This window comes from Paenibacillus taichungensis (assembly GCF_047302525.1).
In the GTDB taxonomy this organism is placed as follows: domain Bacteria; phylum Bacillota; class Bacilli; order Paenibacillales; family Paenibacillaceae; genus Paenibacillus; species Paenibacillus taichungensis_B.
Genome location: NZ_CP168020.1, coordinates 3437784 through 3457644, shown reverse-complemented (window position 1 = coordinate 3457644; position 19861 = coordinate 3437784). Strand labels below are relative to the sequence as shown.

Sequence of the window (19861 nt, the reverse complement as noted above, 5' to 3'; positions counted from 1 at the left end):
AATCAAATTCCGATGAATGTAGTCGCCAAGTTGATACGTGAATTCAAAGAGCGCGATACCCGACGTTTGTTGAAAGACTATCGAGACAAAGTGGAGCTTATCAGGAAACGGAATTTGGAAGCTTGGGACGATCAGCGCCTGCAAGCGGAATCCCTTCGGCTGCAAGAAGAAGCAAGATTAGGCACGCATTTGGATGAGTTGCTTGTTGATGCTTATGCGTTAGTCTGCGAGGCTGCGAAGAGGACACTCGGATTACAGCCTTACGATGTCCAGGTTATGGCTGCTATTGCTTTGCACGAGAGATTTTTGATCGAGCAGCATACCGGTGAAGGAAAAACCCTCTCTGCTGTTATGCCTGCTTATCTAAACGCGTTGACAGGCGAAGGCGTTCATGTGCTCACATTTAACGACTACTTGGCAAATCGAGATGCAGAGTGGATGGGCCCAATCTACCGCTACCTCGGGTTAACGGTAAGTTCGGTTCAAGCGGGCATGAGACTGTTGGAGAAACAGGAAGCTTACGCCAAGGATATAACCTATGTTACGGCTAAAGAAGCAGGGTTCGATTATTTGCGTGACACAATAGCATTCAATGTAGCTGATACCGTACACCGTCCTTTCCACTACGTCATCGTCGACGAAGCGGATTCACTGCTTCTTGACGAAGCACGGGTGCCGTTAGTCATTAGTGGCGATTCGAGCGCTTCCAAGAGTGACGGCGTTCTTTTCGCAGAAGTGGCCCGGCAGCTGCAGCCAGCAGAGCATTACGATTTTGACGAGTTCCAGCGGAACGTTTACTTGAATGATGCGGGTGCTGCGAAAGCGGAGTTGCTGCTGGGATGCGGCAATTTGTACGATAGCCATAATAGTCATTTGTTAACGTCATTGAATTGTGCGCTGCATGTGGAATCGTTATTAAAAAAAGACGTCGATTACATCGTCCGGGACGGTGAAATTGAGCTAATCGAAGAACATACCGGCCGTGTGGCTGAGAACAGGTATTTGCCGGACGGGCTGCAAGCTGCACTGGTGGCGAAAGAAGGGTTGCAGTGGAAGGCCGGTGGTAGAATTCTCGGTACGATCACCATTCAACACTTCATTAGCCTGTACTCAGGAATTTGCGGAATGACGGCTACGGCGCACGCTTCAGCAATGGAATTCGAAGATATCTATGCGCTGCAGGTCGTGCAAATTCCGCCGAACCAGCCAAACATACGGATCGACCACAAGCACCGAATTTACACCCATAAAGAAGCCAAATATAAGGCGCTTGTACAAGAAATCTCTTCCGTCCATAGGGTGGGACGCCCCATTCTTATTGGTACGTCAAGCGTCGAGGAGTCTGACATTCTGGCGGAGGCGCTTGCCGTTGCCGGCGTACCTTGCCAGGTTCTGAATGCGAAAAACGATGCGAAAGAAGCCGAAATCATCGCCAAAGCGGGAGAAATCGGCGCCGTAACGGTATCTACGAATATGGCAGGACGCGGCGTCGACATTCGTCTCGGCGGCGGCAACCCAGCGCAGGCAGAAGTGGTTGCCGAGCTGGGGGGATTATACGTGATAGGTACATATGTGAACGAAAGCATGCGGATTGATAACCAGCTGCGCGGGCGTTCCGGCCGCCAAGGTGATCCGGGAGCTTCCGTATTTTATATAAGCCTGGAAGACGAGTTGATGTTTCGCTTCGGCATTCATAGACTGTTTCGCGCTCCCAGGCAGGACGAGGTTCTTGATGATCCGGCGCTCCGCAGCAAAATCGAGCATATTCAGCGCGTTATCATAGGTCAAAATTTCGATATTCAGCGGGAATTGAACTGTTATTCGGATATGGTGGAGGATCAGAGGCGAATCCTATACGAAGAACGGCTCGGAATATTGAAAGGCGAGAGACCGATGAGCCCATCGGAGCAGCGGGTACGGCTTTTTTATATCGACGAGTTCTGGGCTGACCATCTGGCATACGTTTCTTACATTCGCGAAAGCATCCATCTCGAGAGCATTACCAGTCGCAACCCGATCGACGAGTTTCATACGCAAATCACCCAAGCATTCGAGCAAATTCCGGCTAAAATAGATCATGAGTCGGCGAATATGCTTAGAAAACTTGGAGGTTCGAATGATCCGGCGAAATGGGAACAGTTCGGTCTGAAGAGTCCTATTTCGACTCGGACTTATATGATCAACGATCAATACAGCCAAGATAAGCGCAGCTCATGGACCGGAACGACGGTATTTGCTTTTTGGGGACGCGAGATTTTGAGGTTGGTACTGTGGCCGGTACATAGGCTGTCAAAATATTGATGGGAGCGTGACGATCGATGAACAGTAGAGAACGGTTTTCGAGCCGGGTCGATTCGTATTTAAAATACCGCCCGAGCTATCCAAAAGAGGCTATCGACTATTTGTACGACGTCGTCGGTTTACGTGCGAACAGTAACATAGCAGACATCGGTTCAGGTACTGGGATCATCTCAAAGCTACTTCTGGAACGCGGAAGCTATGTGATCGCGGTCGAGCCAAATCAGGCAATGCGGGAAGCCGCCGAGCAAATGTTAGAAAGTAATCTGAAATTTCAGAGTACATCAGGTTCTGCAGAATCTACTGGATTACCTGATCAGTCGGTTGAGTTTATTGTCTGCGCTCAGGCATTTCACTGGTTCGATCGCTCCGCAGCACAAATCGAGTTTCGCAGAATTCTACGGCCAGGTGGGAGAGTAATACTCATCTGGAATTCACGTCTTACAAACGGTACTCCATTTCGTGAAGAGTACAATCATCTGCTTCATACTTACGGAACCGACTACGAAAAAGTCAATCATAAAAATATTTCTCAGACGATGCTGCTCTCTTTTTTCAAGGAAGGTTCAATGCATAAAATGCGATTCAGAATGAGTCAGGAGTTCGATTTCGAGGGCTTGAAAGGCCGGTTGCTATCCTCTTCCTACAGCCCTGTACCCGGGCATGCAAATTATGATCCCATGATGACAGAACTTCGGAATCTATTTGATAGAAATAATCAAGATGGTATTGTTGAATTCGATTATGAAACTGAGATTTTTTGGGGAGAAGTATAGTTCCAAATGATACCCAGGTATAGCCTTAAGCTATACCTGGGTATGTTTGTGGAATTTACGTCCATAAAGCTTTTCACGATTGTACGCCTAGATGTTGATTTTAAGACGTAATTCGGCCATCATAGCCTCAGCTTGTTGTGGATCTTCATTCAGCAGCTTCCTGTATGTCAGCATCCAATTCAGCGTTACAAGCATATGATCGTATTCTTCCTTCTTGCGCTCGATCTCATTAATCTTCTGAAGAATCCATTCAATTACTTCATGGTTGGTGCGTGCGTTCGTATCGTGATCCTGCAAAATCGTCTTCAGCTCGGCTAACGAGCAGCCGATGCCTTGAAATTTCTTAATCAGCCTTAACCGCTCAATTGCTTCGTCTGAGTAGTTGCGGTAATTATTCTTCTCTCGCTGAATATGCCTGCTATCAAGCAAGCCTTCCTTCTCATAAAATCGAATGGTATGGGGGGTTAAACCCATCAAATCTGCTAATTCTTGAATTTTCATATGAAATCATACCTCCAAACGCTTGCCTTAGAGTTCACTTCATAGTTTAGACTGAAGTCATATCTTCGTCAAATGCTTAAGGAGGCGTTAAAATATTATGCGTATATTCGTTACTGGTGCAGCAGGTTATATTGGTACAGCCGTTGTCCGCGAACTCATCGGTGCGGGCCATCAGGTAGTTGGTCTGACCCGTTCGGAGAGTGGTGCTCACGTATTAGAAAGCTTGGGAGCTGAGGTGGCTCGCGGTGTTTTAGAGGATCTGGATTTACTGCGCAGCTGTGCAGCCACTTCAGACGGCGTTATTCATCTGGCATTTAACCACGATTTCTCTAATTTCGACGCATCACTGGCAACTGATCTACGCGCCATCGAAGCAATGGGAGAGGCGCTTGCCAGCTCCGGTAAACCACTTGTTATTACAGCACATGCGAATGGCAAAACATCGGAGGATGCGGCACTTGCGTTTATAGAACAAGGCGTGAGAGCATCGATCGTCTCGCTTGCACCTTCCGTTCATGGAGAAGGAGATAAAGGCTTCGTGCCGGAATTAATCCGGATCGCTCAGGAAAGAGGCTCTTCGGCTTACATTGGAGACGGCTCTAACCGTTGGCCAGCGATTCATCGCTTGGATGCGGCAGTTTTGTTCCGCCTCGCTGTAGAATCTGCGCCTGCAGGCTCACGACTGGATGGCGTGCACGATGAAGGCATTGCGTTCAGCGACATTGCCGCAGCCATTGGTCGTCATGTGGATGTGCCAGTAGTCAGCATCCCGCCTGAAGAAGCGCAAGCAATCTTCGGTTTTCTAGGCATGGTCGCTTCGCTTGACTTAGCAAGATCAAGTGAAGGGACGAAGGAGCTTCTCGGCTGGAAGCCTGTCCAGCATGGACTTCTCGCAGATCTGGAGCAAGGACATTATTTCACAAAATAGCGTTAGATAAATGTAGTTCACAAAAAAATAACGATCGCATCTTGGCGTTTCGCAAGGGAATTGGAAGGAAGGAATGAGAATGAAATGACAACAACGTATATATAAAGAAAGTCGCATTAATAGTCATAACCCAGTCAAGTAAACACGAAAAAAGACAACTTAAGCTACGACCGTTTCCTGGTATTCTACCGGGGAAGGGTCGTTTAGTTTCTTCTGGAATTAATGCTGGTTATAAAACAAAATTTATTCTCTCATTTGCACAAGAACTTGTACCGATTGCAGAAAAGGACAAGAACAAGTCGCATTCATTTTAGTAGGTTTGAGAGGTTACACAAAGTATTTTTGAGCCTTTTTATTTTGACGCAACTGCAAATAAGCGCCTCGGCTTTAACCACCGAGACGTGTTAAACTGGATAGTCTTGGTCCTGCGACCAAGGCATTTTGCTTTTCTTCGGGTGCGTAAAAATACGACATTTATGAAATGGTTTGCAATATATTAACGATTTTCCTTTCAACAGCGGAGTCGTCTATCATCTTCAGATATTCAGGTTTTAGCAATTGATACTGCTTCATGCGGTAGAAATCCATAATCGCTTGCTTCAAGGTGATGTCATACTGAATTGAAAATGATGGCTCGATAAAGCGCCGCAGCACAGCGTCATCTTGAACCATAAATAACACGGCATTCATTCTGTTGAAAATCTGTTGCTCCATTCCTGATTCAAAAAAAGTTTGTAAGCTTTTATTCCGATTTTGTAGGGCAACTGACAAATTCTCGAAATGGTGCGGATAAAATTCCTTTAGATCTTGCAAGAATAAATCAGAGATATACGTGGCACACATAAAAGATTGTAAAAATGTGATTTGAAAACGATCCAAATAAGAAACGGAGTCGTCTTCGACAACGGTGTCAGCATTCTTTGCGTATTCAATGTAATAATCCACAACTTGTTCGATGATGTCGTCTTTAGAGGAAAAATGCTTATAGAGTGTCACTTTGCTAATATCCATATATTTTGCGAGATCGTCGACTTTCAGTTGGCTGAATTTTGTTCTTCTAATTATGGGTTTTATTTTTTCCACATATGTATCAACACTCACAGCTTTTCTCAAAGGTAAGTACCTCCCTTTATGCCTATCAATATCATTATAACAAACTTGCCGCCATTTATGTATACAATTTATTAAATGAACTAAATGTATTAAAATTGTTTACTTAATAAAATAATTACTATATAATCGGTCCTGTACCTAATCATCCGCTTGCGGATTACTCAAAGGGAGGACGATTCAAATGGAACAATTCAGTAAGGGCAAATTCTCCGGGAAGAAAGTCGTGATCACGGGAGGAAGCAGCGGACTTGGCCTCGCAACGGCGAAGTTATTAGTGGATGAAGGAGCACGCGTTCTGATCACCGGACGTACTCAGGCTAAGCTCGACTCGGCTCGTGAAGAACTCGGCAACAACGCGGTCACAGTGCTGAGCGACGCCGCGTCGTTGACGGATATCGTCGAGTTAGCCGACCGGGTAAAGGCCGAGTTCGGCATGATCGATGCCCTGTTCGTTAACGCCGGCATCACGCGCTACGTCCCCTTCGAATCCATGTCCGAGGATGTGTACGACGAGTTACATACAATTAACGCTAAAGGTCCGTACTTCACCGTACAGAAACTCGCCCCATTGCTAAACGCAGGAAGTGGCGTGGTGCTCACTACCTCTATCACGAACGTATTGGGTATCCCGATGATCAGTGCGTACTCGGCCAGTAAAGCAGCGTTGCGCTCCATGACTCGCAGTCTGGCTCGCGAGCTGTTACCGCGAAAGATTCGCGTTAACGCGGTAAGCCCCGGCCCCATCGACACCGGTATCTTGGAAAGGTCGATGCCGAAGGAAGCTGCAGAACAGATCGGGGCGCAGACAAAACAGCAGATCCCAATGCTGCGTTTCGGCGATCCGGTCGAGGTCGCCAAAGCCGTATCATTCCTAGCATTTGAGGCCACCTTTACCACCGGGGCTGAGTTCCCTGTTGACGGAGGCGGCTCCCAGATCTGAGCACTCTCCGTTCGCAGTTGGCACAGGGTTTCTTCTCAATTCTATTAATGCGCGGGCAGGAAGGTTATGGATTTTCGTGTATCTCTCCTGCCTTTTCCTTGGAAGACCGTTCGAATTCACGAAGGACACTATTCCAGTAGAGTAAAATGGAGGAAACATTGAAATGGAGAATTTAGATAATTCTATCAAAGATTTAAAGAATCAGGCGTCCAGTTCTATTACCATGCGGTCAATCCGGTTCCACGACTACGGCGAACCGACTGATGTCTTGCGCTTGGAGGAGGTGGCGATCCCAGAACCAGGTCCGGGACGCATTCGCGTGAGTGTACGCGCTTGTGGGTTAAATCCGGTTGACTGGGGGATGTGTCGCGGACACTTTGCCGGTCAACTGCCCTTGCCTCGCGGAATTGGGCTCGACGTGTCAGGCATTGTAGACGCAATCGGAGAGGGCGTAACCGATGTCGCCATCGGCGATGCCGTTCTGGGTGCCGCCGATTTCATGAGTGGATCGAGCGCCGGTGCGTCCGACCGAGCGATCATGTACTACTGGTTCCGCATCCCGGCCGGACTCGACTTTGTACAGGCTGCAGCATTGCCAATGGCGGTCGAAACCGCCTACCGAGGCATTGATTCTCTCGGAGTGGGGTCGGGACAGACCATACTCGTACACGGAGCCGGCACAACGGTAGGCTTCGCCGCCGTCCAGATTGCGCTCATGCGCGGTGCACGTGTGGTCGCAACCGCTGGTACCACCTACGCCGACAAACTCCGCGCAATGGGAGCGATGGTGACCTCGTACGATGATGGAATGGTCGAACGAGTGACCGAACTGGCGAAGCAGCCGGTTGATCTCGCCCTGGATACCGCACCAATCAGCGGTTCATTGATAGATCTGATCCAAATCGTCAATGGGCATCCCCAGCGCGTCCTAACCGTCAGCGATTTCGCCGCAGCCGCTGAATTTGGCGTTCGCGCCAGCTATGGAGAATTACATACCCTGCGTTATGACGTTGTCGGCGATTTTGCCCAATACGCAGCCGATGGCAATTTCTCTATTCCGGTCGGCAAGACTTTCGCACTCGACGCATGGCGTTCAGCTGTCGAAATCAGTCAGAGTGGGCGTGCCCACGGCAAGTTGATCCTCCTGCCCGCCACCGACTGATGTGCGCAAATAACCGGTAAAAATTCAGAAGGATGGAGGATATACATTGAATACGAATCAACGAGAACATATCGCACTGATTTACAGGCGCAAGTAGTGGGATCGGGTTGGCATTGACCCGGAAATTACTGTCGGAGAACTGGCAGGTGATTGCTTTGAACCGGTCGAATTTTCCGGCGGACGATAGATTCATCCAAAATCATCTAAAAGACGGATGGCTTCGAGCCTATAAAGTGAAGGATCTCACCGATTATGGCAGTTTGAGACACTCTTTGGAAGAAATCAAAGGCAAGGAGCAGCGGATCGATATTTTGTTCAACAACGCCGGAGGAGGCTTAAGTGAGCTGCGCTATTCGAAACAAGGTTGCGAAATGCATTATGAGTTGTTGACGGTCGTTCCTTATATCATTCTGATGGAATTGAAGGAGCTGTTGAAAAACGGCAGCTTAAAAACGGTTATTAACACTTCATCGCAGGCCCTTAGATTTACGAAGGTGTTTACGATCGATAACTTAGAGCATCCCCAAACCTTCCGCAAAATGTTTGGCCCCTATGCAACTTCAAAGCTGGCTCTTTCGTTGTGGACTCAAGCCGTCGCCCCCAAACTTGCCAAGGAAGGCATCAAGATCCGCAGCGTTGACCAGGGAATTAACAACACGCTAAGAAAAGGAAAAGATTCCGGACTTACCGCATGGTTTGAACTATTTATGAGGTTTTTTTCCTCTCCGCCTACCCATGGCCCCAACCTATTATTTGAGGGGGCCCTCGGCATACACAACAATGAGACCGGCGTGTTTTTGTTGAAAGATCGGGTTGCGGACTTAAAATTTACAGAACATGCGCAGCGTGTGCTGGATAAAATCTCTGATACATATAACCATGAATTTCTTGGTGGGAATGTTCCGAGTTATCTTTAAAAATGAAAAGTTGTTTGTTTAATTACCCTGATTGATGCAATGTTCACTACGTTCCCTAACTGGAATGAATCAAACGCCTTGCTGTCAATGTTATACTCAACAAAAAAATCGTTGCCTACTTCGTACTTAGGCAACGATTTTTTTGTTTTTATATTTCTATCATCATTAATCTAAACTATCCAAGAAGGCTAGTTTTCTCTGAATATAAGTTCGAGTTGCCTTTGACCATCTGGTGTAATGATATTTAAAAAACTTCTTGGATACTTTTCTCCATATTGAATATGGGTTGTTAATTGATATTTACCATCAATAGTTGTGGTAGTAGATGGTTCTGCTGTGTAAGTATTTTCTGCTCCAGAACTGTTTTGCAAATATAAAGCAACTGGCTTTGCTAATTCTCAACGTTATTGATTTGAAACTTCGATTCATTTTCGTATGCATTTTAGCGGTACAAGTTCTTGTCCCGCTTCCCGGGATGAGCTCTTGGAACGATCCAAGGCACACTTCCTTAATATCTTATAAGAAATTCTTGAAATTTCAGAAATTTATCCGATAGGGGGGTGCTAATATACAAATACAAATAAAGACGAGGTGATGATATGCAAGCGAAATTGACAGCGGACGCCATTCCCCTCTCCAAAAAGCGGAAGTCATGGATAAGGACGATCCAAAAATATAAAGTGATGTATGCTCTCTTATTACCGGCCTTAATTTACTTTGCCGTATTCAAATACATTCCTATGGCGGGAATATTGATTGCTTTTAAAAACTACAACCTGGCTTTGGGAGTATGGGATAGCCCGTGGGTGGGATTCAAAAATTTTACGGATTTTATGAACGGCGTTTATTTCTGGGACATCATGAAAAATACGATTGTTATATCGCTCTATAAGCTATTGTTCGGTTTCTCAGCTCCCATCTTACTTGCTTTACTGCTCAATGAAGTTCATACCCATTGGTTTAAGAAAATCGTACAAACAATTACTTATTTACCCCACTTTCTGTCTTGGGTCATTGTATATGGATTGATGGTAGCATTATTAGCCCCAGGCGATGGCCTTTTTAATATGATTTTGAAGGAAAGTGGTTTTCAGCCCATTTCATTTCTAACGGAGCCTGCTTGGGGAAGACTGCTGGTCATCGCATCTGAAATATGGAAGGACATTGGATGGGGAGCGATACTGTACCTCGCCGCATTAGCAGGTATTGATCCAAGCTTATATGAAGCGGCTCGAATGGATGGCGCTTCCAAATGGAGACAGCTCTGGCACATCACTTTACCCGGCATTCGAGGAGTCATTATTCTGATGCTGATTCTTAAATTAAGCCATATTCTGGATGCTGGATTTGACCAAATATTCATGTTTGCCAACACCTTTAACCAGGAGAAGATCGACATTATCGACACATGGGTATACCGTGAAGGGTTGGAGCGTCTTAAAATTGGCTTGGCTACTGCTGTAGGATTGTTTAAAGCTGTCATTGGATTTGGTTTAGTTTTGGCAGCAAATAAGCTCGCCAAAAAATTCGATGGGCAAATTTGGTGAGGTGGTTTTTAAAATGATCAATTTGACAATCGGGGAAAAAGTTTGGCAATCCGTCGTTTATGTTATTCTTATTTTTTTATCCCTACTTTGCTTACTACCCTTTCTGTATGTGATTGCTGTCTCAGTGACGCCAGAATCGGAAGTGTTAAGAAGAGGGATCGTTATTATACCAGAATCTTTTACCTTTCTGGCCTATAAAGAAGTATTCATCTCTCATGGGATCTGGCAGGCGTATAAAATTACGTTGTTTCGAACGATTGTAGGCACGATGCTTAATGTGTTTTTTACGGTCTTAGCAGCTTATCCGTTATCCAAAAAATATTTGCCGGGACGCAGTCCGTTTTTACTATTCATTGTGTTTACCATGATGTTTAGTGGGGGGTTAATTCCGACTTATCTACTAATTCGCTCTCTGGGGTTGCTAAACAGTCCGTGGGTATTGATTATTCCAAATCTCATTAGTGCATTTAATCTGGTGATCATTAAAGGCTTTTTCGAGCAATTGCCTGGTGAAATCGAGGAATCAGCGAGGGTTGACGGTGCAAGTGAACTTCAATCGTTATGGCGGATCATTTTACCACTGTCTTTGCCCGTCATTTCCACCATTTCTTTATTTTACGCAGTAGGACATTGGAACAGTTATTTCGATGCTATTGTTTATATCAATGATTCCAACTTCATGCCGCTTCAAGTAGTCTTGCGCAACATCCTGCTTAACGTCGCAACACAAAGCGCTGAATCACTCGCCAATTCCGGAGCCGTTAGTACCTTCGCTGTACAAATGGCTACAGTTGTTGTGACTACGATTCCGATTTTAATCGTTTACCCATTTTTACAAAAGCATTTTACCAAAGGTGTGCTCTTGGGTTCCGTTAAAGGTTAAAAGGTGTTCCAACCTAACTTATTACGGGGAAACCGTGATAATATACAAGCAAAGGAGAGGTCAATATGCAGCGTAAGAAGATTTCATTTGCTATTCTGTCGGCAATCTTAGGATTGGGAACGCTATTGTCAGGATGTGGGGGAAATGAAGAAGTTACATCGACAGCTTCGAGTAATTCGCAAGGGCAGTCTGGCCAGTTTGCAACCAAAATGAAAATCTCAATGTTTAACCAAGGCACTTTCAACGCTGCTGCTCCGGTACCTCCACGTGATGAAGATGTTCAACGTCAAATGTTGGAAAAAGAGATGAACATCGACTTGGATATGATGATTCCTCAAGCTGGGCAAGCAACAACCAAACTGAATACGCTCATTGCAGGCGGAGATATTCCAGATTTGATCTTCTTGAAGAGTCGGGCTGATCTCGCGCAATATTATGACCAAGGCGTTCTTGCGGATTTGACACCGTATCTGGATCAATTCCCTGAATTACAGAAACGGTTTGGCAACGACTCCTGGGAGGCAATGTCCTATCAAGGAAAAACGATCGGAGTTCCAGGCTATGATAATGTTAACGGGATCAGCCGAAGCTTTTTCATCCGTAATGATTGGCTGAAAAAGCTGAATATGGAAGTGCCAACGACACCGGATGAGCTGTTCGAAGTTATGAAAGCCTTTACAGAGAAAGACCCGGACGGTAATGGCAAAAACGATACGTACGGATTCATCGGCGGTATGAACAAAGAAGGTAATCTGCAAACCTACGGCTTCGATAGCTTGATGTGGATGTTTGGCGTCAATCCTCCTTCGGCCATCGAAATAAAAGATAATGAACCGATATTCCTGTTTATCGATCCCAAAATGAAAGAGGCGCTTGCTTACATTAACAAAATGATGGCAGCCAACGTGGTAGACCCAGACTGGGTGACGATGAATTCACCTGATCTGTTGGACCAAAAGATGTTTAAGGGTAAAGTTGGCTTCATGATCAGAGATGCCCGTAGGCTGGAGCCGGATTATCAGCAGAAAATGAAAGAGATTAGTGGCGAGGTGCCGGAATGGATCGTCATTCCTCCGATGAAAGGTCCTTACGGGGATCAAATTGTAGAAAGAAAATCATTCCAAGGCAATTCATGGGCCATTTCCGCGAAAGCGGATAAGGACAAAATCATTCGGATCTTGTCCATGCTGAATTATCTCTTTACAGACGAAGAGGCTTATCCGAATTTTGCATACGGAATTAAAGGTATTCATTGGGATGTAGTGGACGGCAAGATCAAAAATAAAACCTCCGAGTTATCGAAGGAAATGAAAGAGAAGTACCTGTGGGTCGATCATTATAGAATGCCACGCCGTGGTGATGATGCGGAGTACTTCAGCTTCCAGAATCCTAAGACGGCGGAAGCTTTCAAGGACAATCAGCAATATGTGGGGCCAACGTTGCCCGGAAATTTATTGACCCCAGACCCCAGCGATACCTTGGATGCTGACCGCACACGTTTCATTAATGAAAGTTTAGTTAAATTTATGACGGGCAAAGAGCCTCTTTCCAACTGGGACAATTTCCTCCAAACGTTGGATACCAAGTTTGACATGCAGAAATATAAGGAAACAGCAATCAAACAATTTAAAGAAGCCGGCCTTATCAAGTAAAATAAATAAACAAAGAGAGTGGCTATTCGTAGCCCCTCTCTTTATTAGCATATGCTATTCTTAGTTTACTATAGAATTAAAAGGAAGATGATGGATGCGAAGAAGAATCAGCTTGCCTTTAAAATTATTTTTTCTCGTGTTTGCATTTGTATTAGGGTGCATAATCTTGATAAGCCAATTGTCTTATCGCTATGTCCAAAAGGAAATAAGAACCAATGACATTTTTTACACCAACCAAATCCTTGACAAGGTAGACCAGTACTTCACTGTTAATTTTTCTTCCTTCCAGACGATTCTCTTCTCAGTCGAAACATCAGTGAAAGCCAATATTGACAATGCGGAAGTGATTAAAAAGCAATTAAGAGAACTGTATGAACTCAATAGTAATTACGTCAGTAATATTTATTTGATCAAATGCGATTTATCCATTCTAGGCGGAAGTACAGCTACTCGAATATTCGATGAACCTTTATCTGAAAGAGAACCTTTGTTTGATGCGGCTGATAAGAACAGAAGGACTACCTTTGTTAGTGAACCATACAAATCGAAGTATTCTGGCTGGACCGTTACGATGGTTCGATATCTAAACGGTGCTCCGTTTCCAATGGCCATTGCGGTTGACTTGGATCTAAATGCCATTGAAGAAACCTTGTTCAAGATTAATAAACAAGAACAAATGAATCTGGCTCTGATCACAGCGTCAGGTAAAATCATTGCCGGATTTTCTGAAAATAAAGGACTACTGAATATTCAAGATCATACGTTTTCGATCGGGGAAACGTCAGCTGAACAAATCCTGGATACGACAGAAACAAGTCTTCAACTGCATACCATGGATGGCATTCCGGTCTCCCTTCTGAAAAAACCGACGGAGAAATTCAACTGGACCATAATCTCAATCAATGATGAATCACGCTTGAAAGCAGCTTTGTCCAGATTGGAAACCTATTATATTGAGCTTCTAGCTGCAGGTCTTCTCTTAAGTTTGATCATTTCTTTTTTGGTTGCCAAATATATAAGGAAACCACTCTATACACTCAAAACAAAAATGAAGCAAGTGGAGCAGGGTTTACTCACAACGACAATTACGGTTAATCGAAACGATGAGTTTGGAGATCTTTCACGAGCATTCGATCGTATGCTGCAGCAAATTGTGGAACTGATTCGGGGAGCGGAACTTCATAATGAGCTTGAGCGGAAGTTGGAAATCCAGGTGCTACAGTCTCAAATTAACCCTCATTTTCTGTATAACACACTTGGTTCGATCAGCAACGTTATACGTCTCGGACAAATAGAGAAAGTAGATGTGGTGATCGGATCGCTCATTTCATTATTGGAATACGGGATAGACGATGCTTCAGAGAAGGTTTCCTTAAGTCAGGAACTACGTAATGTAGCGGACTATATCGAGATCCAGAACGTTCGGTATAACCGAAACTTCCACTTGATTGAAAATATCGAAGCAGGGTTAATGGATTTTCCGGTTTTTCGAATGCTGCTGCAGCCTCTTGTGGAGAACAGCATCTTCCATGGTTATAACGGAGGGGGAATTGAGGGACCTATTACGATTCATGCGTACAGGGAGGACAGTATCGTCATCATAGAAGTTGTTGATCAAGGCGAGGGGATTCCAGCTGATAAAATAAAGCATATTTTAATCTCAGAACCGAGTGAAATGGAATTAAAAAGGAAAAGGATCGGGCTAAATAATATTCATGGCCGAATAAGACTTCACTATGGCAATCAATTCGGACTGCAAATCATTAGCATACCTAAGGAAATAACCCGTATACGCGCTTTATTCCCGGCAGAATTGCAAAAAGGAGATGCATAATGGTGAGAGACTATACCTGCTTCATTGTTGACGATGAAGACCTGATCATTCAAAGATTGGAATTGTTTTTTAATGAACTCTCTCATAGGGATAAGCGATTTGTTCTAGTGGGCAAAGCGAATAATGGGCTGAATGGGATCGAGGAGATCATAAAACTTAAGCCGGACATCGTCATATCCGATATCGTTATGCCGCGAATGGACGGAATCTCCATGATTGAGCAGCTCAAGGCGGAGCTCCCCCATACGCAATACATACTTTTGACCGCCTATTCATCCTTTGAATACGCCCAGCGAGCTATTCAAGCCAACGTATTGGAGTACATTGTAAAGGTTCCGCTGAGGGAAGCAGATTTGAATCGAGCTTTGGATAAAGCAGCCGGAATTTTAAATGAGTTTAAGAAAAAAGAAGCGGAATTTCAATCTTTAAACGTATCCGTGCTTGAAAACAAATATAGAGTGCGCAAGCAATTTTTCAACGAACTGATCAGAGGCGAAATTCCTTCTCATCGGGCATCGGATTTTGCTAATCGAATGCAGTTTCATTTCTTTCAAGCCAACTATTGCTGCTTCATCGTTGAAATGAATACGTATGAAAGTTTCCGAAACGAATACGCAGCCACAGATCAAAACATCTTGAAATATGCGATTACGAATATCATCGAAGAAACGGTGATGAATGGTGGTAGTGGGGTAGCTGCGGATCTGTCCGATAATCGTTTTATTGGCTTTCTATCCTGGGAAAATAACCGCAGTGATATGGAAACGGAATATGCTTGTCTATCCTTGGGAGGGCAGATCGTCTCTCATTTGCATCAATATTTGAATCAAAGGGTATCTGTCGCTTTTGGCGGAACACACCGAGGCTGGGAATCGATCAAACAGGCGTACACGGAAGCTAAAAATGTGAGTGAGGATTTCTATTATCATTCCGAGAAAGTAGTAAAAACACCGATGCATCGGTTCCAATACCATAATGACAAAAAAGCAGACTTTCAGCAGAAGCTGGCTGATTTTCTTATACGGATGAAAAGGAAGATTTCCAAGGAAGAGCTGGAGAATGCACTTGCCGATCTGTCTCAATTTGTTTCGGACCATAAAATCCACAAGTCCATCATGGCGCCAATGATTAGAGACTTGTACAGAGACATTACCGTAAAGTTTAAATCAGGGAACAAGATGGCCACGGAAGTCCCAGACTTCCCCATGGAATTTATGGCTTTTCAGGAGCAGCTCGCCTATATTGGTGACTTCACATTCGAATACGTACAAGCGGGCCAACTATTACATCGTGCAGAAATCATGAGTGCTATGCATTTTATCGAGAAAAACCTGAAACAACGCTTAACGTTGGAGGCAATTGCGGAGGAAGTGAATCTAGCGCCATCGTATTTTAGCAGCTTATTCAAAAAAACAATGAGCGAAGGCGTGATCAGCTACATCAACCGTAAAAAAATCCATCTCGCTCTCGAGTTGTTAAACGTCCGGGATTATTCTTTATTGGAATTGTGCGAGGAAGTAGGCATCGTCAATGAAGGTTACTTTTGCAAACTGTTTAAAGAATATACGGGTGATACACCTAAGCAATATCGGATAAAAATGACACGGTACGAATCCAAATAAGAATACAAAAAAAAATGTATGATTTTTTCGTGAAATCCTGTAAAAAAAAAGGGGCCAAAACCATTACCATAATAGGAGCATCTAATCATGGAGGTTATCAAAATGGAGCTTATGAAAGCAGATGTAACCGTCGTAGGTGGAGGTATTGCAGGGATATGCGCTGCCATTGCAGCTGCACGCCAAGGTCTGCAGGTTTCACTTATTAATGATCGGCCGGTGCTTGGGGGAAATGCGAGCAGTGAGGTCAGAGTTCATATCAACGGGTCGGCATATCTCGGAAACAGTCCATCCTATTATGCCCGCGAGGGTGGGTTGGTAGAAGAACTTAAGCTGAAGATCTTTCATTATAATCCGTTATACAACAAGAAGCTTATGCTTTCGCTTTCGGATACGGTCTTGCTCGACATGGTTTATGATGAGCCTAACATTTCTCTATTTCTGAATACATGTGTGCATGAAACGGGCATGGAGAACGGCAGAATTCAATGGGTGGAGGGCCTTCAATTAGCTTCCGAAAGAAAATTTCGTTTTGAAAGCCCAACCTATATCGATTGCTCCGGTGATGGAATTGTTGGATACCAAGCAGGTGCTGACTTCCGATGGGGAAGAGAAGCGAAGCATGAATACAAGGAGGAGCTTGCTCCAGAAGTGGCGGATCATTACACGATGGGCGATACGATTCTGTTTCAAGCCCGTGACGTAAACTATTCCGTTCCTTACAAAAGGCCTGGCTTTGCGTATGATATTACGAAGCTGGAGTTTTTCGATAGTATCAGAAAAGGATTAAACCATCGGTCTTTTCCAAGGAAAATCAATGGACTTGGCGGATTGTGGTGGCTGGAATACGGCGGACATATGGATATTATTAAGAATAATGAAGACATCGCATTGGAACTGCGGAAATTGGTGTACGGGATATGGGATTATATCAAAAATAGCGGCGAGTTTGATGATGTAGACAATCTCATCTTGGATTATGTATGCCCGATTCCGGGAAAGCGGGAGTCGAGGCGGTTTATAGGGGAACACATGCTGTCTCAGAACGATCTTACAGCAAAGTCTCATTTCGAAGATGCTGTATCCGTCGGAGGTTGGTATATGGATCTACATGCGAATAAAGGCATCTACGATGAGGGACCCGCTACAGCGTGGAATTTTGTTCCAGGATTGTATAATATCCCTTTCCGCAGCTTGTTTTCACGCAATATTCCTAATCTGATGTTCGCTGGCCGCAATATAAGCGCTACCCATGTGGCTTTCGGGTCTACAAGGGTGATGGCAACCTGTGGTTGTATGGGGCAGGCGGTAGGAACGGCTGCTGCGTTATGCGTAAAATATGATACAGACCCCGCGGACATAGTCAAAGCGCATATGGGTGAGCTTCAGACGCAGCTGCTTCGAGACGGGCAAACGATTGTAGGGCTTCAAGAGCAGTTGGATTCTTATTTCGCTGACGGATTAACGATTCGTGCCTCGTCTCAGCGAAGCTATGAACATCTTCATCCAACCGAAGAGATCTCCTTGGAGAAAGCGTTATGTTTGGTCTTGCCGATTCAGACATCCGTGGCTGAAAGCGTGCAGATCAAAATTAAAAATAGATCCGAGCATTCGGAAACGTTGCAAGTGAAGCTATTTGGCGGGGAGCGGAAGGAAAACTATATTCCCGCCAGCGAGCTGAAAGGCTACAACTTGGTGATTTCAGCGGGTCACGATGACTGGATTACACTGGACCTCAGCTGTAAGAAGCCTGCTGATGACAAAATCTACATCGTATTGGAAGGTACGGCGAGCCTTGCCGTATACGGCAATGAAGAAAAAATGACAGGAGCGGTGAGCTTCTATTATAGACCGGAAGAGCCGTCCAGACTGAAGAAATTCAGCAGAAGCATTTGCTTCAAGGATCTGATACCATCCCAGGATATGTATAATCCCGCGAATGTCGTCAACGGCTTCTCCAGACCTTATGGTCTGCCGAACGGCTGGATTTCTGAACGTACGGAAGGACAGGAATGGTTGGAATTTGGTTTTGCAAGCCCCAGGAATCTGGAAGAAATCCATCTTGTTTTCAATTCACAGCTGAATTTGGAGCATTTCGACGATCCGATCGAGCCACTTATCCAAGATTATGATGTGATCTTAACCTTAGAAGATGGAACCGAGAGTGAAATTAATATCCGTGATAATTATCTTTCGTTGAATAAACATCAGGTGCATGAAAAAGGTGTAACCCGAATCCGGTTTGATTTCTGTGCAACGTATGGTTCGCCTTATTATGAAGTGTTTGCTGTAAAATTTTTTGCTCCTAAAAACGCTAAGTGAGGGCGGGTGAAGTCACGATGAAGGAATTTTTCCCTCGAAGAGGGCTGCCTAATGTCATTCAAAAGTTGGAAAATGGGGAAACAGTAACAATTGTCTATTTTGGCGGCAGTAATACGCGTTCTGAAGGATACAGGGTCATGACGGCGGATTGGCTGCGAGGGCAATATCCCAATGCAGATATCCGCTCTGTGAATGCAGGCATTGATGGGACAGGATCGGACCTCGGCTGCGCCCGTTTGGAGACAGATGTACTGCGTCATCAGCCTGATCTCGTGTTTGTTGAATTTGTTGGTAACGATGGCGGAGTTCCCGAATCCAAGGCGCGGATCGAAGGCATTGTCCGACAGATTCGCAAGCGGAGCCGGTTTACCGATATCCTGTTTGTGTATACGGTTAAGGAACGGGATTTGACCTCATTTCAATCCGGCCAATACCAGAAGGGCGCTCGTATGCAAGAGGAAGTCGCCGACTATTACGACATTCCTTCGATTCATCTGGGCGTAGCAGTCAGTCAATTGGTTTTGGATGGAAAGCTCATTTTCACCTTAAGAGCAGACGTGTCTATTCCCGGAGCCGTTATTTTTACGCATGATTCGATCCATCCAACGATTCCCGAAGGACACCAGATCTACACGGATACAATCACCCGGTCGTTTGAGAAAATGAGCGAACTTCGAGATCACGTGGGAAAGGTCGAGCATCACTTGCCGCAGGACCCATTGGTCCCGGCCAATCCTTGGGAGTATGCAACCATGCTGCCACTGGATAGTCTTACTCATTTTTCCGCGGGGTGGTCTTACATGATCCCTGATGATTTTGCTTTAGTGCGCGAGTATGAATGGTTGTTCCCCGGTCTATGGCGAGCAGTCGATCCCGGAGAGACGATCACAGTGGAGTTTGAGGGAACCCACATCGGATTATTCGATATTGGGGGGCCGGATTCCGGCAGATTGAAGGTGACGGTGGATGGAGGGGAACCCTTTCTTATCGATCGATTCACATCATATAACGATCATAATCGAAATCAATATGTTTTCTTACCGGAGCTACCGAATGGGAAACATACGGTTTGCTTCGAAATCGATCACAAGAAGACAGACAAAGCGGCAGTGTTTGAGGCAAGTGGCAATGAAAGAAGTATGGAACATGTTCGACAACATCCGGCTTGGTATGATCAAACGGTCATTCAGCTTGGGAAGTTGCTATTGGTGCAGCCGCCATTATAATTGATTAGTCCACTTGGAAGACCTATATTCTATCTGACTGCAACTGAGCAATCAATTAGGATGTAGGTTTCTTTTTTTACTTAAAATCTTATAAGAAATTCTTAAAATGAAAGAAATTTCACGGTGATGTGACATGCTAAGAT

The 19861-nt window shown here is 44.9% G+C and carries 14 protein-coding genes and 1 pseudogene; 13 read left to right on the top strand and 2 right to left on the bottom strand.

From position 1 onward, the window contains the following. The first annotated feature begins 12 nt into the window (after positions 1–12). Both ACDJ58_RS15440 and ACDJ58_RS15435 read left to right on the top strand, forming a co-directional pair. Positions 13–2301, top strand: a complete 2289-nt coding sequence (locus tag ACDJ58_RS15440; protein ID WP_413379376.1) for a DEAD/DEAH box helicase — start codon at positions 13–15, stop codon at positions 2299–2301. Between the two features lie 17 nt (positions 2302–2318). After that, positions 2319–3074: a class I SAM-dependent methyltransferase gene (locus ACDJ58_RS15435; protein ID WP_413379373.1), complete on the top strand. Its 756-nt coding sequence runs from the start codon at positions 2319–2321 to the stop codon at positions 3072–3074. An 87-nt stretch (positions 3075–3161) separates the two neighbouring features. On the opposite strand, the gene ACDJ58_RS15430 is transcribed toward ACDJ58_RS15435, so the two are convergent. After that, on the bottom strand, positions 3162–3575 hold the full coding sequence (locus ACDJ58_RS15430; RefSeq protein ID WP_413379371.1) for a MerR family transcriptional regulator: 414 nt from the start codon (positions 3573–3575) through the stop codon (positions 3162–3164). A gap of 97 nt (positions 3576–3672) precedes the next feature. On the opposite strand from ACDJ58_RS15430, the gene ACDJ58_RS15425 reads away from it, so the two are divergent. After that, entirely contained in the window at positions 3673–4503 is an 831-nt protein-coding gene (locus ACDJ58_RS15425; protein WP_413379369.1) for an SDR family oxidoreductase, read from the top strand. A gap of 474 nt (positions 4504–4977) precedes the next feature. On the opposite strand, the gene ACDJ58_RS15420 is transcribed toward ACDJ58_RS15425, so the two are convergent. Continuing rightward, positions 4978–5616, bottom strand: coding sequence for a TetR/AcrR family transcriptional regulator (locus ACDJ58_RS15420; RefSeq protein WP_413379367.1), 639 nt, complete (start codon positions 5614–5616; stop codon positions 4978–4980). 181 nt (positions 5617–5797) lie between these two features. On the opposite strand from ACDJ58_RS15420, the gene ACDJ58_RS15415 reads away from it, so the two are divergent. The 10 genes and pseudogenes from ACDJ58_RS15415 (at position 5798) to ACDJ58_RS15370 (ending at position 19718) form a co-directional block, all read left to right on the top strand. Next, positions 5798–6556: an SDR family oxidoreductase gene (locus tag ACDJ58_RS15415; protein ID WP_413379365.1), complete on the top strand. Its 759-nt coding sequence runs from the start codon at positions 5798–5800 to the stop codon at positions 6554–6556. A gap of 163 nt (positions 6557–6719) precedes the next feature. Further along, positions 6720–7718 (top strand): NADP-dependent oxidoreductase, encoded by a 999-nt coding sequence (locus ACDJ58_RS15410; RefSeq protein ID WP_413379363.1) that lies wholly within the window; start codon positions 6720–6722, stop codon positions 7716–7718. Between the two features lie 46 nt (positions 7719–7764). After that, positions 7765–8635, top strand: a pseudogene (locus tag ACDJ58_RS15405) (SDR family NAD(P)-dependent oxidoreductase). Positions 8636–9234: 599 nt separating this feature from the next. Then, a complete protein-coding gene (locus ACDJ58_RS15400) occupies positions 9235–10182 on the top strand; it encodes an ABC transporter permease (RefSeq protein ID WP_413379361.1) in 948 nt (315 codons plus the stop codon). 13 nt (positions 10183–10195) lie between these two features. After that, positions 10196–11065 carry a carbohydrate ABC transporter permease gene (locus ACDJ58_RS15395; protein ID WP_413379359.1) on the top strand — a complete coding sequence of 290 codons (870 nt, stop codon included), beginning with the start codon at positions 10196–10198 and terminating at the stop codon, positions 11063–11065. A gap of 65 nt (positions 11066–11130) precedes the next feature. Continuing rightward, complete coding sequence (locus ACDJ58_RS15390; protein ID WP_413379357.1) at positions 11131–12717, top strand: extracellular solute-binding protein; 1587 nt, start codon at positions 11131–11133, stop codon at positions 12715–12717. A 166-nt stretch (positions 12718–12883) separates the two neighbouring features. After that, positions 12884–14551 (top strand): histidine kinase, encoded by a 1668-nt coding sequence (locus ACDJ58_RS15385; RefSeq protein WP_413379355.1) that lies wholly within the window; start codon positions 12884–12886, stop codon positions 14549–14551. Then, a complete protein-coding gene (locus tag ACDJ58_RS15380; protein ID WP_413379353.1) occupies positions 14551–16173 on the top strand; it encodes a response regulator in 1623 nt (540 codons plus the stop codon). Before ACDJ58_RS15385 ends, ACDJ58_RS15380 begins: the two co-directional genes overlap by 1 nt. Positions 16174–16260: 87 nt before the next feature. After that, the gene (locus ACDJ58_RS15375; RefSeq protein ID WP_413379351.1) at positions 16261–18492 is read left to right on the top strand and encodes an FAD-dependent oxidoreductase; all 2232 of its coding nucleotides are present in this window, start codon (positions 16261–16263) and stop codon (positions 18490–18492) included. Positions 18493–18509: 17 nt separating this feature from the next. Beyond that, complete coding sequence (locus ACDJ58_RS15370) at positions 18510–19718, top strand: GDSL-type esterase/lipase family protein (RefSeq protein ID WP_413379349.1); 1209 nt, start codon at positions 18510–18512, stop codon at positions 19716–19718. Positions 19719–19861: the final 143 nt, after the last annotated feature.

What these genes read in the sequence shown, in the direction of transcription:
- ACDJ58_RS15380 (WP_413379353.1), top strand. Translation starts at nt 14,551, where the DNA reads ATGGTGAGAGACTATACCTGCTTCATTGTTGACGATGAAGACCTGATC.
- ACDJ58_RS15370 (WP_413379349.1), top strand. Translation starts at nt 18,510, where the DNA reads ATGAAGGAATTTTTCCCTCGAAGAGGGCTGCCTAATGTCATTCAAAAG.
- ACDJ58_RS15400 (WP_413379361.1), top strand. Translation starts at nt 9,235, where the DNA reads ATGCAAGCGAAATTGACAGCGGACGCCATTCCCCTCTCCAAAAAGCGG.
- ACDJ58_RS15440 (WP_413379376.1), top strand. Translation starts at nt 13, where the DNA reads ATGAATGTAGTCGCCAAGTTGATACGTGAATTCAAAGAGCGCGATACC.
- ACDJ58_RS15375 (WP_413379351.1), top strand. Translation starts at nt 16,261, where the DNA reads ATGGAGGTTATCAAAATGGAGCTTATGAAAGCAGATGTAACCGTCGTA.
- ACDJ58_RS15430 (WP_413379371.1), bottom strand. Translation starts at nt 3,575, where the DNA reads ATGAAAATTCAAGAATTAGCAGATTTGATGGGTTTAACCCCCCATACC.
- ACDJ58_RS15410 (WP_413379363.1), top strand. Translation starts at nt 6,720, where the DNA reads ATGGAGAATTTAGATAATTCTATCAAAGATTTAAAGAATCAGGCGTCC.
- ACDJ58_RS15435 (WP_413379373.1), top strand. Translation starts at nt 2,319, where the DNA reads ATGAACAGTAGAGAACGGTTTTCGAGCCGGGTCGATTCGTATTTAAAA.
- ACDJ58_RS15425 (WP_413379369.1), top strand. Translation starts at nt 3,673, where the DNA reads ATGCGTATATTCGTTACTGGTGCAGCAGGTTATATTGGTACAGCCGTT.
- ACDJ58_RS15395 (WP_413379359.1), top strand. Translation starts at nt 10,196, where the DNA reads ATGATCAATTTGACAATCGGGGAAAAAGTTTGGCAATCCGTCGTTTAT.
- ACDJ58_RS15390 (WP_413379357.1), top strand. Translation starts at nt 11,131, where the DNA reads ATGCAGCGTAAGAAGATTTCATTTGCTATTCTGTCGGCAATCTTAGGA.
- ACDJ58_RS15415 (WP_413379365.1), top strand. Translation starts at nt 5,798, where the DNA reads ATGGAACAATTCAGTAAGGGCAAATTCTCCGGGAAGAAAGTCGTGATC.